This window comes from Micromonospora sp. NPDC047134, assembly GCF_040643455.1.
Classification (GTDB): Bacteria; Actinomycetota; Actinomycetes; order Mycobacteriales; family Micromonosporaceae; genus Micromonospora.
Window position 1 is genome coordinate 80,395 of record NZ_JBEYUI010000001.1, and the last position, 15,341, is coordinate 95,735.

Consider the following 15,341-nt stretch of genomic DNA (forward strand, 5'->3'; position numbering starts at 1 on the left):
AGGACCATCGTGAGTACGACCGCGGAATCCATGAAGACACCGACGTACGGAAACTGGCGTCGCCCTCGCAAAGCCGGGCTTGGCTCGCTGGGCCTGGTCGGGACCGTCGGCCTGTTCGGCGGGCTGGTGATGGTCCTGATCTCCTCCATGATCTCCCTGAACACCGCCCTGGTGGTGGGGTTGCCGCTCGCGCTGATGCTGGCACCCCTGGCGATCCGTACCGCCGACGGCCGCAACGTGTACAACATGGCCGCCGTCCGGATCGGTTGGGTGCGTCGCAGGTCGCTGGGGCGGCACCTGTACGCCTCCGGCCCGCTGTCGGCGCGACCGGGCGGGCGGTTCCGGCCACCGGGACTGCTCAGCCGGGTGACCATGCTGGAGGGGCGGGACCCCTACGACCGCCCGTTCGGGGTGCTGCACCACCGCCACCGTAACCAGTACACCGTCGTGCTCAGCTGCGAGCCGGACGGCGGGTCCCTGGTCGACTCCGATCAGGTCGACACGTGGGTGGCGCTGTGGGGGGAGTGGCTGTCCCGGCTGGCCCACGAGCCGGGGTTGCGCGGCGCGGCCGTGGTCGTGGAGACCGCACCGGATCCGGGTACCCGGCTGGCCACCGAGGTGCTGGGGCGGATCTCACCGGACGCACCCCCGGCCGCCCGGGCCGTGATGGAGGAGGTGGTGCGCAACTATCCGGACGCCTCCTCGGAGATGAACACCTTCCTCACCCTCACCTACTCGGCACCGGGTGGGGCCCGTCGGGACCACGACACCATGGTGGCCGATCTGGCGCTGCGGCTGCCGGGGGTGCTCAGCGGCCTGGTAGCGGCCGGTGGGGGGTCGGCGGAGCCGCTGTCCGCCGAGCGGATCGCCGAGGTGGTCCGGGTGGCGTACGACCCGGCGGTCGCCGCCGAGGTCCTCGACGTACGCGCCCAGCACGGTCACACCGGGCTGGACTGGGCCGACGCCGGGCCGGCCGCGGCCGTCGAGACGGTCAGCCACTACCAGCACGACTCCGGGGTCTCCCGCAGTTGGCTGCTGACCCTGGCACCTCGGGGCACCGTGCGCTCCGGGGTGCTGCGCAGCCTGCTCGACCCCGCCCTGGGCATCCGCCGTAAACGGGTCGCCCTGGTCTACCGCCCGATCGACCCGGCCACCTCGGCGAAGATCGTCGAATCGGATCGTCGGTCCGCCCAGTTCATGGCCAACTCGACCCGTGGCCTGGTCCGGGCCCGGGCGGTCTCCGAGATCGAGGCGGCCGAGCAGACCGCGGCGGAGGAGGCCTCCGGGGCGGGTCTGGTCGAGTTCTCCATGCTGGTGACCCTGACGGTCGACTCGGTGGCCGACATCCGCGATGCCGAGGTGACGATGCGCAACCTGCTCGGGGCCACCCGGATCGCGATGCGCCCGGCCGACCGGATGCAGGCCGCCGCGTTCTCCTGCGCCCTGCCGGTCGGCATCCTGCCCTGGGAGCAGACCATGGTCCCGCACGAGCTGAAGGAGGCGCTGTGAGCGCTGCCGGCCGGTTCCGCCTGGGCGCGGGGTGGCCCCGCGGTGCCGCCGGGGCCGGAAACGCGATGTCCGACCTGGTGGTGCCCCCGGTCGAGGAGCAGGACATCGAACCGGACGAGGGGGGCCGGCCATCCGCGAGGGAGTTGCGCCGCGCCCAGCGGCGGCAGGCCCAGCAGGCGGCGGCCGAACAGCGCTACCTGCGGCGACTGGCCCGGGCCAACCGGGAGGACACCGTGCCACACCGCGGCTCGTACGCCCTGGGTGGTGGTCGGGTGGCGGCGTTCGATCCGCCCACCATGTGGCGGGCCACCACCGTGCAGGCCTGCGGGCTCTGGCCCTTCGCCTCCGGTTCCGGCGCTCCGATGACCGGGGTCCCGCTGGGGCAGCACATCCACACCGGGGCCACCGTCTGTGGTGACCCCCTCAACTGGTTCACCCGGGCCCGGTACATCTCCAATCCCTCCCTGTTCATGCTCGGCATGCCCGGCCTGGGCAAGTCGACACTGATCAACCGGATGTTGATCGGGTTGAGTGCCCAGGGGGTGGTGCCGCTGGTGCTCGGTGACCTCAAACCGGACTACGCCGACACCGTCCGGGCCCTCGGCGGACAGGTCATCTCCATCTCCCGGGGCGTCGGCGGCCTGAACATCCTGGACCCGGGCGCGATGGGCGCCGCGGCAGCGAGGATCGGGGGACAAGCGGGGCAGGCCCTGGAGGCCGAGACCCACGGCCGGGTTCTGAACATGGTCGCGGCCCTGCTCACCATCGTCCGGGGTGGGCCGATCAGCGACCACGAGCAGTCCGTGCTTTCCGCCTGTCTGCGGCACCTGCGGGAACGTACCCCGCAGGGCCAGACCTTCCGGCTGCCGCAACTGCTCGCCGTGCTGGAGGAGGGACCGCCCCGGGTCCGGCAGGTCACCCTGGACCGGGGGCAGGAGTCCCGCTACCGCGACGCCGTCGATCCGCTGCACCGGTCGTTGCTCGGCATCCTCGACGGCCCGCTGGGTGACACCTTCGCCTCGGAGACCTCCACCCGCATCGACCCGGACGCCACCGCCGTCTGCATCGACATCTCCCGCATCGGCGAGGCCGACGGGCAGTTGACCGCCGCCGCGATGCTCGCCGCCTGGTCCGACGGGCTGGGTACGGTGGCCGCCTCGCACGCCCTGGCGGACGCGGGGTTGGCGCCCCGGCGCTGGTTCTTCACCGTGCTGGACGAGTTGTGGCGTCCGCTGCGGGCCGCCTCCGGCATCGTCGACCGCATCGACGCCCTCACTCGGCTCAACCGGTCGCTCGGCCTGGCCGACGCGAAGATCACCCACACCCTCAAGGACGCCGAGGCCCTCGGCAGCGAGGCCGACAAGGCCAAGGCCCGGGGCTTCGTCGAACGGGCCGGCATGGTGGCCTGCGCCGGTCTGCCCCGGGCGGAGATGGAGGAGTTGGGCCGAGTGGTCGGGCTGTCCCGCCGCGAGATCGATCTGGTGTCCTCCTGGTCCTCCCCGCCGGGCTGGGCGCAGGACGGCGGGAACGAGGAGCCACCCGGCCGGGGCCGGTTCCTGATCAAGGTAGGTGGCCGTCCGGGCATCCCGATCCGGGTGGCGATCACGGACACCGAACGCCACCTGCACGACACGAACACCCGCTGGATCGCCAACGGAGAGGCGGACCGACTGCTGGCCGAGCGGGCCGCCGCCGTACGCGCGGTGACCGGCGGGGACCTGGTAGCCCCCGCCCCGTACAGCGAATCGGGGCGGCGATGAGCCGCCCGGGGGGAGTGGGGGGCGACTGGCTGCCCTGGCTGATTCCCGGCTTCGCCCTGCTCAACCTGGTGATCTTCGTGCCGTTGTGGCTGGGCGGCACCCTGGCCGCCCTGCTCGCCGGGCACGGCTGGCAGCCGCCGCCGTTCACCCCGCAGGTCTACCTCCACCTGGTCACCGGTGCCACCGACCAGGTCTGGCCGGGCGTACCCCCGCATCTGGTCTACGGCGGGGCCGCCGCCCTGCTCCTGGTCGCCGCCTCCCCGGTGGCCCTGCTGGTACGGGGGATCGTGCGTCGCCCGCGCCGACCGCACGGCCTCGCCGGTCCCGCCGAACTCAGCGCCATGACCGGCAAGGGGATCGAGGCCCGCGCCCGGGACCTGCGCCCCGGGCTCAAGGAGGTGGCCCGGCTGCGCCCGGACGACACCGGCAACCTGCTCGGTGACCTGATGCCCGCCGGGCCGGAACTGCGCTCCTCCTACGAGGACGTGGAACTGGACCTGATGGCACCGCGGGCCGGCAAGTCCACCGGCATAGCCATCCCCCGGGTGCTGCGGGCACCCGGCCCGGTGCTGCTGACCTCGAACAAGTCCGACGTGTTCACGGTCACCCGGCAGGAGCGCACCAAGGTCGGCCGGGTGTGGACCTTCGACCCGCAGGGCATCGCCTACACCGAACGCGACATGTGGTGGGACATGCTCAGCGGCTGCGACACCATCGAGGGCGCCCGACGCCTGGCCGGCCACTTCGTCAGCTCGGTCAACGACGACTCCTCCAAGAAGGACTTCTGGATCGCCGCGGCCCAGAACACCCTGACCGCCCTCTTCCTGGCCGCCTCCCGCAGCGGGGCCACCGTCAACGACCTGCTGGCCTGGCTGGCCGACCCGGCGGACCGTACCCCGGTCGACCTGCTGCGCGATGTCGGCATGACCGCGATGGCCGAGCAGTTGCAGGGCACCGTCCGGGGGGCGGTCGAGACCCGCGACGGCATCTACGAGACCGCCCGGCAGTGCGTGGCCTGCCTGCTCGACCCGGAGATCCTGGCCTGGGTCAGCCCCGATCCGTACCTTCCGCAGTTCGTCCCGGAGCAGCACGTCCTCGGCCGGGACACCCTCTACCTGCTCTCCAAGGACGGCGGCGGCTCCGCGGCCGGGGTGATCGCCGGGCTGGCCGACGCCGTCATCCGGGCCGCGGTGGTCGCCGCCGAACGGATGGGCGGACGGCTGGATCCGCCGATGACGGCCATCCTGGACGAGGCGGCCAACGTGTGCCGCATCTCCGACCTGCCCGACCTCTACAGCCACCTGGGTTCGCGGGGGATCAGCGTGGTGACCCTGCTGCAGAGCTACCGGCAGGGGGTGCGGGTCTGGGGCGAGGCGGGGATGGACGCCCTGTGGAGCGCCGCCACCATCAAGCTGCTGGGTGCCGGGCTGGACGACGCGGACTTCGTGGACAAGGTGGCCCGCCTGGTCGGGCAGCACGATGTGCGTACCCCCAGCTACTCCCGGTCCAGGGACGGCTCCTCCCGGTCGGTGTCCTACCGACAGGAGCAGGTGCTGCCGGCCGACAAGATCCGTGCCCTGCCCAAGGGCAGCGCCCTGCTGCTGGCCACCGGGGTACGCCCGGCGCTGATCCGGCTGCGCCCCTGGTTCAAGGAGCCCGACGCCGGGCCCATCTCCGCCGCGGCCAAGGCCGAGGTGCAGGCCATCACCGACCGGGCCGCGGCACGCTGGCGCCGCCGCGAGTCCCACCGGGCCGGCTGACCGGCATGGCGTTGCGTAAGGCCCAGGCGGCCCGGCAGGCCGGTAGCTCGATCTTCAAACTGGACGCCTCCCAGCTGCTCTGGGCGGTCATCTCGGTGGTCGGGCTGTTCCCGCTGGTGGTCCTGGCGCTGCTGGCCCTGATAGTCCTGCTGGTCATCTTCGCCATGGCCGGCGGCTCGCAACTGACCTCGGCCTCGGCGGACCCCTCGGACCCCAACGGGCAGACCTCCCGGGTCAACGCCCTGATCGAACTCTCCGGCGGCGACGGCCGTGGGACCTTCGACCCGAGGAACATCCCGGACCAGGATCTGGTCGCACCGATCCGGGAGGCCGCCAAGAAGTGCGACCTGCTCACCCCGGTGATCCTGGCCGCCCAGATCGACTACGCCTCGGCCTTCGACCCGGACATGGAGGGCCCGCAGGGCCGCAAGGGGCTCTCCCAGTTGACCCCGGAGGTGTTCGACGAGTTCGGCGAGGACGACGACGACAGCGGCGAAGCCTCTGTGCTCGACCCCGAGGACTCCATCCACGCCCATGCCCGGTACTTCTGCCACCTGGCCGAGAGGACCGGGCAGCTGAGCAAGGAGAAGAAGGTGGTCGGTGACCACCTCAGCCTGACCCTGATGGCCTGGGAGATCGGCCTGGAGACCGTCGAGGCCCAGGGCGGTATGCCGGTGCTGGCCCTGGGCGCCTACCCGTTCCAGGTCCGAGGGTTGTTTGAGAAGTACACCTCCACCGGTACGGAGGAGCCCGACCCGGACCCCGTGACGGACGAACCGGATCCGGAGCCCGACGGCGATCCCGATCCCGACCCCACCCCGCCCGACGGGGACGGGCCGGACGTCGACGGGTCCACCCTGCTCAGCGAGTCGGTCTTCACGGCGATGTTTCCGAACCGGAACTCGTTCTACACCTACGCCGGGCTCCGGGACGCGATGGCGAAGTTTCCCGCCTTCGCCGCCACCGGGGACGAGCGGACCCGCAAGCGGGAACTGGCGGCCTTCCTGGCCAACGTCAACCACGAGTCCGGTGGCCTGGTGCACATCGAGGAGATCAACCAGGCCGCCTGGGGCAACTACTGCGACACCGGTCAGCCGTACGGGTGTCCGGCCGGACAGACCGCGTACCACGGACGCGGTCCGATCCAGCTCAGCTGGAACACCAACTACAAGGCCGCCGGCGACGCCCTCGGCCTGGACCTGCTCAACCAGCCGGACCTGGTACGCGACGATTCCTCGGTCGCCTGGCAGACCGCGCTGTGGTTCTGGACGACCCAGACCGGGGCGGGCACGATGACCGCCCACTCCGCGATGACCGGTGGCGGGGGCTTCGGCGAGACCATCCGCACCATCAACGGCGCCCTGGAATGCGGTGGGGGAAATCCCGCCCAGGTACAGGCCAGAGTGGCGGCCTACGAACGCTTCGCCACCAGTCTCGGCGTGGAGGTCGGAAATGAAGACAACCTCACCTGCTGAAGGACATTCTTGAAAACGGCGGCGATCGGGTGAACCGGTTGGCCGGAGCAGCCGTTGTTGCTGGTGCTGCGGCCAATCCTGCCGCAGCCGGTCAGGAGGTAGACGACAATGACTCAACCGGGGTACGGGCAAGCATCCCAGAACCGATTTGACGATCTCGCGGCGGTCGTCCCGGATGTCCGTGGGCAGACATGGCTCAAGGTGCGGGTCTACATCAACAACAAAGAGGTTGATCTGCCGCTGGCCGACGGCTCCCTACTCAGCGACCGGATCTTCAGGAGCAGGGACCACACCTACCGGAGTTCGTCCTTCTCGAACTGGCCTGGCGCCTCTGTGGATGTCGCAAACACGAGGAGCGAGGCCGAGGTCGGCGCCTGTGAGGAGACGTATCAGGCGCTGCGGAGATACGCCACTACGCACGCCGCAGGCGCTCAACGGGTCGAGTTCGAGTTCACGGCGGTGAACGGCACCTGCAATCCGTGCAAGGAACGCATTGAACGCCTGAGGGAAAGGATCAAGCCCCTGTTTCCGAACGCGCAGGTGACGCGGGGTGAAAGGTCACGGGTGACAGCCCGGGCCAACTACAGCGCCGCGTCACCGGCATCGGCGGTGCCCGGTAGGGGAGGCCTAACGACCTACGGGTTTGCGCCCGGGCAGGCCGAGCTGCGGGTGAGCGCCCCAGCGGTGGCGGCGGGGCTAACCGGTCGTCAAGCCCTCTACTACCAGGGCATCCTGAGCGACCAGAGTGGCTCCGGCCTCGTCGATCCGCAGCACCTGAGCCAGATTCCCGACCACGCGGGCCCCGCCCGTACCGACCGCAGTTCACCCTCCGGTTCACTGCGAACCCCCTCACCCACCAGCTCCGACCCGGGCAACCCCTGGCAATGGTCGGAGCGTGACGGAACCTACATCAGCCGGACAGCGGACCAGAGGGAGTGGGCCATGGATCCGGCGGAGCGCAGGCCCGTTCCGAGGGAGACCTTCGATCAACGCTACCCGTACGGTTACCAGAACCAGGCCGGCCCATCGTCGACGACTCAGGGCCAGGGTCAGGGCCAAGGCCAGGGCCAACGCCAGCGGCGCAGCTGAGGCGGGAGGGGTCTGCGGTGGCCGTGCGGACGGCCACCGCAGACCCACCCTCAGCGGTCCATCGGAAACGGTTCCACGACTGGCGTCGTCTTGGCCCGGTGTGATCCGGTCTTGCAGCCGGCGAAGGGGCCGGCCGGGTCCCGCAGCGAGTTCATCACCGGGCCCAGGTAGTCCCGGTGCCAGTTGGCCGGACCCAACGGACCGCCCGCATAGCCGGTCAATTCCTCCCAGGCCAGCCACAGCGCGTGCAGTTGGACCACCGCCTCGGCATGGTTCCACCACTGCGGACACCAGGGCGCTACCGAACTCACCTCACGGCCGTACGTGGGCAGCAGGACATGCTCCACCCAGAGGCTCAGCCGGACCATTGCCTCGTCGTACTCCTGGTCGTCGAGGAAGGAGATGAAACGCGGCCGGGGTGGCGCCGGTGGTGGCGGCGCTGGGACGGCGACCGTCGCCGGTGCTGGCGGTGAGTCGTACACGGTCGTCATTTCCTGCCCTTGGGTTTGGGTTGCTGCCATCCCTGCGCACCGCCCAGGGTGTGGGTGTACGCGGTCATCCGGGTGGACGAGGTGGCGGTCACCAGGGGGATCCGCTCCACCTCGCCACCGAGCATCTGCCGACGGCGGGCCTCGCTGGTGATGGCGCGGAGCTGGTTGCCGAGCGGGCCGTCGGCGAGGCCTGCACCCCTGAGGGAGTCGGTCAGGTCGATGGCGGTCGACTCGTTGTGGACATGCGCCGTCGCCTGCGCGTACTGGATTCGGCTGTTCACGTGGTCCCTCCATGCGGGGTCCTGGTTGACCGCCCGGTCCTGGTCCAGGGCGGTTGTCACGACGTCCCAGTTCTCCTGGATGGTCGCGAACTGCCGTTGGTAGGAGGCGACACACTCCGGATCATCCGCGCTCTGACCGGGCAGGTGCATGTTGACCCCGCGCAGGTCAGGGTCGTCGGGGTGCTGATAGACCCGGTCGGCCTGCTCGTGGCCACCCACTTCGTGCTGGAGAGTGCCGTGGGCCGTCAGGCCCGGCTGGCCCGACTGGGAATACGGGAACGAAGGGTCGTAGGTGACCGCGTTCCTGGGAGCCGCGGTAGCTACCCATTGCGCGGACTGACCGTCGCTGGTTTCGCGGAGATCGATCCGACTCAGGTTCTGCGCGGTCACATCCCGGGTGTCGGCGGTGTCGGAGTCCGAACTCGACTGCGGCGAGGTCCTTCCACCCATGGAGCGGACCGTCTGGTCATATCGCCGCCGCCGCATCCTGATGTTTTCCGTGTTGTCGCTGTGTTTGTCGACCATGTGCTGCTCTCCGGAGAAGCTCGGGGAATGTGCGGACAACCCCCTGACGAAGCGAGAGCGGAGTCGGTTCACCGCAGGCGGCAATCTCTGCCACCGCCGTGCCGGGCCTCCCGCCCCTGGTCCACACCGCTGAGTGTTGGCGGCATCTCCGAGCACCGGGTCCAGTGATGCAGAACACGTGACGTGTTTGTCTGCTGACCGTTAATTCATGGGCGTGGCGAAACAGGAGCGGGCTAATCTGCGCTGCGGGTTCGCGCCCATGGTCATGCCCGCCATCGCCGGCTGGTGCCGGCAGTGACGCCCGACGGGCACTTTCGATTCAGGAGACCTGGTGAAACAGCAGTCTGTCCCGACCTCGGACAAGCTCGACGCGGCGGTTCTCAAGGTGGCCGGCGTCGTCGTGCTCGGCGCGATCATGTCGATCCTCGACGTGACCGTGGTCAGCGTCGCCCTGCCGACCTTCCAGAGCGAGTTCGACGCCTCGTACGCCCGGGTGGCCTGGACGATGACCGGCTACACCCTCGCCCTGGCCACGGTCATCCCGCTCAGTGGGTGGGCGGCCGACCGGTTCGGCACGAAGCGCCTCTACATGCTGGCCCTGGCGCTGTTCACCATTGGGTCCGGGCTCTGCGCGACCGCCGACACCATCGGGCAGTTGATCGCCTACCGGGTGGTGCAGGGCCTGGGCGGCGGAATGCTCATGCCCCTGGGCATGACGATCATGACCCGGGCGGCCGGGCCGCACCGGATCGGTCGGCTGATGGCCGTGCTGGGCATCCCGATGCTGCTAGGCCCGATCGGCGGCCCGATCCTCGGCGGCTGGCTGATCGATGTGGCGAGCTGGCACTGGATCTTCCTGATCAACCTGCCGATCGGCTTGGTGGCCCTGGTGTACGCGCAGATGGCCCTGCCGAAGGACAACCCCGAGCCCTCGGAGTCCTTCGACTTCCTCGGCATGTTGATGCTCTCGCCCGGCCTGGCCCTGTTCCTCTACGGCGTGTCGACCCTGCCGGAGACCGGCACCTTCGCCGACAACGGGGTGTGGGTGCCCATGCTGATCGGCGCGGCCCTGGTGGTGGCCTTCGTCGTCTACTCGTTCCGGCCCCGGCACCCCCTGCTGGACCTGCGGCTGTTCCGTAACCGCCGATTGACCGTGGCGGCGGTGACGATGTTCGTGTTCATCATCGCCTTCATGGGTGCCGGGCTGCTGTTCCCCAGCTACTTCCTCCAGGTGCGGGGCGAGTCGACCCTGGCCGCCGGTCTGCTGATCGCCCCGCAGGGCATCGGGGCGATGGTGACCATGCCGATCGCCGGGATGCTCGCCGACAAGGTGCCGGTGGGCCGGACGGTGCCCTTCGCCCTGCTGCTGATCATCGCCGGGTTCGCCACCTTCACCCAGGTGGACGCGGACACCTCGTACGTGTTGATCTGTGGCTCGCTGTTCGTGATGGGTCTGGGCATGGGTGGCACCATGATGCCGATCATGACCTCGGCGTTGCGGACCCTGACCGGGCACGAGGTGGCCCGCGGCTCCACCCTGGTCAACATTCTCCAGCAGATCGGTGGCTCCATCGGAGCCGCGGTGATGTCGGTGATCCTGACCAACGAGCTGAACAAGTCCACCCCGATCCCGGGGGTGACCGACCCGAACGGGAACCCGGTCACCGAGGCCGGCCTGGCCATCGCGGCCCAGCAGCAGCCGGAACTGCTCCAGCAGTTCCCGGTCGAGCCGTCGCTGATCGAGCGGGGGCTGAACTTCGCCGCCGACGCCTTCGCCAGCACCTTCTGGGTGGCCTTCGCCCTGGTCGCGTTGACCCTCATCCCGGCGGCCTTCCTGCCCCGTCGGCGCGAGCGGTCCCACCTGCTCGACGACCAGCCCGGGGACCAGCCGAAGGCCCCGGTCGTCATCCACTGACCGGCTGTTGCGCCGGCCGTCGGGAGCCTCCCGGCGGCCGGCTCCGGCGGCTCCCCGCCGCGTGTCTGACCCGGACCGGCCCCCCTTAACTCAAGATTCGGTCAACTGGGCCCGACGCAGGCCGTCAGGCGCGACTGGCGCCGGTAGCTTCTTCCCACCCATGCCTCGAGTAAATAAGGAGGGAAGAATGCGGCGCACGCGACAACGCATCGCTCTTCTCGTAGTACCCGTGCTGGTGGGCAGCGTTCTGCTGGCCGGCCAACCGGCCGTCGCGGAGTCCGCGGCAGCGCCGGAGCCCACGGCCGAGGCCGGTCGCTCCCACCTGGAGCACGCGGACAACGCCGACGTGGTGCGGATCCACCTGACCGGGTCGGACATGCTCGACCGGGTGGTGGCTGCGGGCTTCGACCTGGAGCACGGCCTTCAGCGGGTGCCGGACGGCATCGAGGGTGAAGCCGTGGTGACCCCCGAGCAGCGCGTCGAACTTGAGGCGATGGGGGTCCGGATCCTCGCCGAGGGTGAGGGCTTCACCTGGAGCGACGAGGCCGACGGTGGGTTCCAGGCCGTCGGTGCCCGGGCCGCGACCGCCCGGTCGATGCCCGAGGCGACGACCATGTCGACCCAGAGCCACGAGGCGGCGGTACGTATCGCGCGCGCCGACTGGTTCACCACCAAGGGCCAGGGCTTCCTCTACGTCGAGGCGCGCACCACCGAGGGTGCGCAGACCGACCCGATCGTCGGCATGCAGCTGGAGAACGACTCCGGCCAGGGCACCGACTTCGCCTTCGCCCGGACGATGAGCCGGTTCATCGACTCCGGCCAGTACATGTTCCACCGGAACCTGTTCAAGCTGGACACCCGGCCGAGCCAGATCCGGGTCACCAGCTCCACCGGTGGCGTCGCGGTCGGCCCGGTGTCCGACTGGTTGGAAGACGGCGAGCCGCCGCTGACCGACAAGCCGGGCTACAAGTGGAACCTGGTCGACGGGTACAAGCACCCGCAGCAGCTGCACGACCGGATGGACGAGATCGCTCGGGAGAACCCGAAGATCGCCGAGATCGTCTACCTGCCGTACAAGACGAACGGCTACCAGCGGAAGGCGCAGGCCACCATCGGTGGCACCGGCCAGTCCGCGGTCGTCGTCACCTCCGCGGCCTGGGGCCACGAGGGCGGCAACGACATCACGGTCGAGTTCGTCGACCGGCCCGGCGCCAACCTGCCGCTGTCCGTTGAGGTCAACGGCAAGGCCGTGCGGGTCCTGCTCGCCAAGGACTCCTCCGGTGCGCTGGCCAGCACCGCCGCTGAGGTCGCGACGGCCCTGAAGACCCAGTCCAACGGGCTGATCGACCGCTCGCACCCGTACCGCACGAACGCCGGCACCGGCATCGTGGCGCCGACGGCGCCGGTGGCGCTGAGCGACTTCCTGGACGAGAAGCGTGTCGGTGCGCCCGAGGGTGACGTGCCGCGTGGCCCGAACACGGTCCGCGTGCTGCGGATCGGCAAGCACCGTGACGGCAAGAAGCCCGGTGTCCTGATCCAGGCCCAGGACCACGCCCGCGAGTGGGTGCCGGCGACGACCACCCTGGAGACCGCGGAGCGGCTGGTCGCCAACTACGCCACCGACAAGGAGACCAAGAAGATCGTCGACAACACCGACATCTTCCTGATCCCCACGAACAACCCCGACGGGGCGAACTACAGCTTCTACAACTTCGCCTCGCAGCGGCGCAACATGACCAACCACTGCCCGGACGCGGACGCCGACCCGGCTCGCCGTAACTCGTGGGGCGTGGACCTGAACCGCAACTACCGGGTGGGCTCCGCCCAGGACGGTTACGCCGGCGGTTCGTTCGTCTGCACCAGCAACACGTACCAGGGTCCGGAGAAGCTGTCGGAGCCGGAGGCGAAGAACATCGTCTGGCTCGCCGAGACCTACTCGAACATCAAGTTCTTCATGTCGGTGCACTCCAACGGTGGCCAGCTGTTCTGGCAGCCGGGCGCCTACAAGGCCGACGGTCGGGTCACCACCCCCCGTCCGCCGCTGGGTGACGAGATGTTCTACTGGCAGGCCGCCTCCCGCATCCTGTCCCAGGTGAAGGCGTACCGGGAGACCGTGGTCACCCCGGAGAACGTGGGTGGCTCCTCCGACGTGCTCTACTCGTCCGCCGGCAACGTCCGCGAGGACCTGTACCACACCTACGGCATCTACTCCTTCGGCTGGGAGGTCGGTGGCTCGGTCTACAACCCGGCGACCGGCAACTGGCAGGGCGGTTCCTTCCAGCCGCCGTGGGAGGGCAACCCCGAGCTGGTCAGCGGGCACGCCGAGACCATGGAGTACGCCAACGGCATCATGGAGATGTTCCGGATCGCGGCGGAGTGGGGCAAGGACAAGAAGGCCCCCACCTCCACGCTGGTGCCGGGCGCCGGCCGGTTCTCCGGCCCGGTGGACGTACGGTTCGAGGTCAGCGAGCCGGCGACCATCTACTACACCACCGACGGCAGCCGCCCGACCCTCGACTCGCCCCGTTACAAGGCGACCGAGTTCCGGGAGCCGGGCGAGGTGTTCCACGTGACCGAGACGACGACCTTCCACTGGTTCTCGGTCGACGCGGCGGGCAACATCGAGAAGAACTACGACCCGTCGAAGGCCGACAAGCGCAACAACTTCAACAAGGCCACGATCACCATCGGTGACGCGGACCCGGACAAGCCCAAGAAGGACAAGAAGAAGGACAAGAAGGGCAAGGGCAAGCCCAAGAAGTAGTCCGCTGAGGTATTCGGTGCCCCGTCGGTGCGAGTTGTCGCACCGACGGGGCACTGCTCGTCGGCGACGAAATTTCTCCGTCGGTTGTCGAATCCGGCCGGGCCCGTTCGACGTTGCGGTGAAGGCACCACAGCTCGTCGATGAAGGAGACCCGCACCATGCGTACGTTGATCGTCACCGAGTTCATGTCCCTGGACGGCGTGATCGATTCACCGGGCGGGGGCAGTCACCCGCACGCCGGTTGGACGTTCAAGGACGTGCCGATGGACGAGGCCGTGTGGGAGATCAAGGCCCGCGAGGAGCAGGAGGCGGGGGCGTTGCTGATCGGCCGGGTCAGCTACGACGAGTTCGCCCCGGTCTGGCCGACCATGGAGGAGTTCGCGGCGTACAACGCGATGCCGAAGTACGTGGTGTCGACCACCCTCACCGATCCCCGGTGGCACAACACCACGGTGTTGCGGTCCCTCGACGAGGTCGCCGCCCTCAAGCAGGGCGAGGGCGGCACCATCCTGGTGCACGGCAGCGCCACCCTGGCCCAAGGGCTCGCCGCGGCGGGTCTGGTCGACCGGTACCACCTGCTGGTCTTTCCGCTGCTGCTCGGCGGCGGTCGGCGGCTGTTCGCCCCGGAGGGGGCCGACAAGCAGCGGCTGACCCTTGTCGAGCACGCCACCTATGGCAACGGAGTGCAGTTGGCGATCTACGACGTCATCCACTGATCCGGCTGGGTGGGGTACCCCCCGGTCACGGGGCCGGGGGGTACCGGTACCAACCACGTCACCAGCGGGAGCCACCCTCATCTCGGACCCGGGGTCGCAGGCTGCGCGGTTGTCGACGGCAACTGTTGCCGGGAGGTGAGGGGTCGCTGAGGGTGCGGTCATCGACCCCGGTCTAGACTTCCCTTCATCTTTCGGGGTAAGTCCAGACGAGACTGAGGTGTGATCGTGGCGGACGGTGCGGCCGTGACCGGTGGCGAACGAAACAGGTCCACCTTGGACACCGGTGTGCCGCAGACCGCCCGGATCTGGAACTACCTGCTCGGCGGCAAGGACAACTTCGCCGCCGACCGCGAGGTCGGCGACCAGATCATCGCCAACCTGCCGCAGCTGGCGGAGAACGCCCGCCTCTCCCGGGCCTACCTGACCCGGGCCATCCGCTACCTGGCCGGCGACGTCGGCATCCGGCAGTTCCTCGACATCGGCACCGGCCTGCCCACCGCCGACAACACCCACGAGGTGGCCCAGTCGGTGAACCCGCAGGCGCGCATCGTCTATGTCGACAACGACCCCCTGGTGCTGACCCACGCCCGGGCGTTGCTGGTCGGCACCCCCGAGGGCGCCACCGACTACGTCGACGCGGACCTGCGGGACCCGGCGGGCATCCTTCGCCAGGCGGCCCGCATCCTGGATCTGGGCCAGCCGGTGGCGCTCATCCTGATGGGCATCCTCGGTCACATCGAGTCCGACCAGGAAGCCAAGTCGATCATCGACAGCATCATGGCCGAACTGCCCTCGGGCAGCTACCTGGCGATGTACGACGGCAGCGACACCAGTGAGGCGGTCACCGAGGCGGCACGGATCTGGAACGTCTCCGCCAACCCCAAGTACCACCTGCGCAGTCCGGAACGGATCGCCGCCCTGTTCGAGGGACTGGAACTGGTAGAGCCCGGGGTCGTCTCGGTCACCCGCTGGCGGCCCGACGGCGCCGATCCCGACCCCGCCGAGATCGACCAGTACTGCGCGGTCGGCCGCAAGCCGTAACCAGCGGGAGGCGCT

11 protein-coding genes are annotated in these 15,341 nt (G+C 69.6%); 9 read left to right on the forward strand and 2 right to left on the reverse strand.

Annotation, left to right across the window (positions count from 1 at the left end; genetic code table 11):
- The first annotated feature begins 9 nt into the window (after nt 1–9).
- The 5 genes from ABZ795_RS00280 to ABZ795_RS00300 all read left to right on the forward strand — a co-directional run bounded on the left by ABZ795_RS00280 (nt 10) and on the right by ABZ795_RS00300 (nt 7,593).
- A complete protein-coding gene (locus tag ABZ795_RS00280; RefSeq protein ID WP_327026308.1) occupies nt 10–1,509 on the forward strand; it encodes an SCO6880 family protein in 1,500 nt (499 codons plus the stop codon).
- The gene (locus tag ABZ795_RS00285; protein ID WP_357527561.1) at nt 1,506–3,269 is read left to right on the forward strand and encodes an ATP/GTP-binding protein; all 1,764 of its coding nucleotides are present in this window, start codon (nt 1,506–1,508) and stop codon (nt 3,267–3,269) included. Before ABZ795_RS00280 ends, ABZ795_RS00285 begins: the two co-directional genes overlap by 4 nt.
- Nucleotides 3,266–5,029, forward strand: coding sequence for a TraM recognition domain-containing protein (locus ABZ795_RS00290; RefSeq protein WP_357527563.1), 1,764 nt, complete (start codon nt 3,266–3,268; stop codon nt 5,027–5,029). The genes ABZ795_RS00285 and ABZ795_RS00290 overlap by 4 nt, the downstream gene beginning before the upstream one ends.
- A 5-nt stretch (nt 5,030–5,034) precedes the next feature.
- Nucleotides 5,035–6,504 (forward strand): glycoside hydrolase family 19 protein, encoded by a 1,470-nt coding sequence (locus ABZ795_RS00295; RefSeq protein WP_357527565.1) that lies wholly within the window; start codon nt 5,035–5,037, stop codon nt 6,502–6,504.
- Nucleotides 6,505–6,612: 108 nt separating this feature from the next.
- On the forward strand, nt 6,613–7,593 hold the full coding sequence (locus ABZ795_RS00300; RefSeq protein WP_357527567.1) for a hypothetical protein: 981 nt from the start codon (nt 6,613–6,615) through the stop codon (nt 7,591–7,593).
- A 50-nt stretch (nt 7,594–7,643) separates the two neighbouring features.
- On the opposite strand, the gene ABZ795_RS00305 is transcribed toward ABZ795_RS00300, so the two are convergent.
- Entirely contained in the window at nt 7,644–8,084 is a 441-nt protein-coding gene (locus ABZ795_RS00305; protein ID WP_357527569.1) for a DUF4913 domain-containing protein, read from the reverse strand.
- A complete protein-coding gene (locus ABZ795_RS00310) occupies nt 8,081–8,815 on the reverse strand; it encodes a hypothetical protein (protein WP_357527570.1) in 735 nt (244 codons plus the stop codon). Before ABZ795_RS00310 ends, ABZ795_RS00305 begins: the two co-directional genes overlap by 4 nt.
- A gap of 406 nt (nt 8,816–9,221) precedes the next feature.
- Here ABZ795_RS00310 and ABZ795_RS00315 point away from each other — a divergent pair, with 406 nt between their 5' ends.
- The 4 genes from ABZ795_RS00315 to ABZ795_RS00330 all read left to right on the forward strand — a co-directional run bounded on the left by ABZ795_RS00315 (nt 9,222) and on the right by ABZ795_RS00330 (nt 15,326).
- Entirely contained in the window at nt 9,222–10,805 is a 1,584-nt protein-coding gene (locus ABZ795_RS00315; RefSeq protein ID WP_327026300.1) for a DHA2 family efflux MFS transporter permease subunit, read from the forward strand.
- Between the two features lie 187 nt (nt 10,806–10,992).
- Nucleotides 10,993–13,569 (forward strand): M14 family zinc carboxypeptidase, encoded by a 2,577-nt coding sequence (locus ABZ795_RS00320; RefSeq protein WP_357527573.1) that lies wholly within the window; start codon nt 10,993–10,995, stop codon nt 13,567–13,569.
- A 158-nt stretch (nt 13,570–13,727) separates the two neighbouring features.
- Nucleotides 13,728–14,285, forward strand: a complete 558-nt coding sequence (locus ABZ795_RS00325) for a dihydrofolate reductase family protein (RefSeq protein WP_327026298.1) — start codon at nt 13,728–13,730, stop codon at nt 14,283–14,285.
- Nucleotides 14,286–14,510: 225 nt separating this feature from the next.
- Entirely contained in the window at nt 14,511–15,326 is an 816-nt protein-coding gene (locus ABZ795_RS00330) for an SAM-dependent methyltransferase (protein ID WP_357527575.1), read from the forward strand.
- Nucleotides 15,327–15,341 lie beyond the last annotated feature (15 nt).

What these genes read in the sequence shown, in the direction of transcription:
- ABZ795_RS00290 (WP_357527563.1), top strand. Translation starts at nt 3,266, where the DNA reads ATGAGCCGCCCGGGGGGAGTGGGGGGCGACTGGCTGCCCTGGCTGATT.
- ABZ795_RS00295 (WP_357527565.1), top strand. Translation starts at nt 5,035, where the DNA reads ATGGCGTTGCGTAAGGCCCAGGCGGCCCGGCAGGCCGGTAGCTCGATC.
- ABZ795_RS00300 (WP_357527567.1), top strand. Translation starts at nt 6,613, where the DNA reads ATGACTCAACCGGGGTACGGGCAAGCATCCCAGAACCGATTTGACGAT.
- ABZ795_RS00305 (WP_357527569.1), bottom strand. Translation starts at nt 8,084, where the DNA reads ATGACGACCGTGTACGACTCACCGCCAGCACCGGCGACGGTCGCCGTC.
- ABZ795_RS00310 (WP_357527570.1), bottom strand. Translation starts at nt 8,815, where the DNA reads ATGGGTGGAAGGACCTCGCCGCAGTCGAGTTCGGACTCCGACACCGCC.
- ABZ795_RS00320 (WP_357527573.1), top strand. Translation starts at nt 10,993, where the DNA reads ATGCGGCGCACGCGACAACGCATCGCTCTTCTCGTAGTACCCGTGCTG.
- ABZ795_RS00325 (WP_327026298.1), top strand. Translation starts at nt 13,728, where the DNA reads ATGCGTACGTTGATCGTCACCGAGTTCATGTCCCTGGACGGCGTGATC.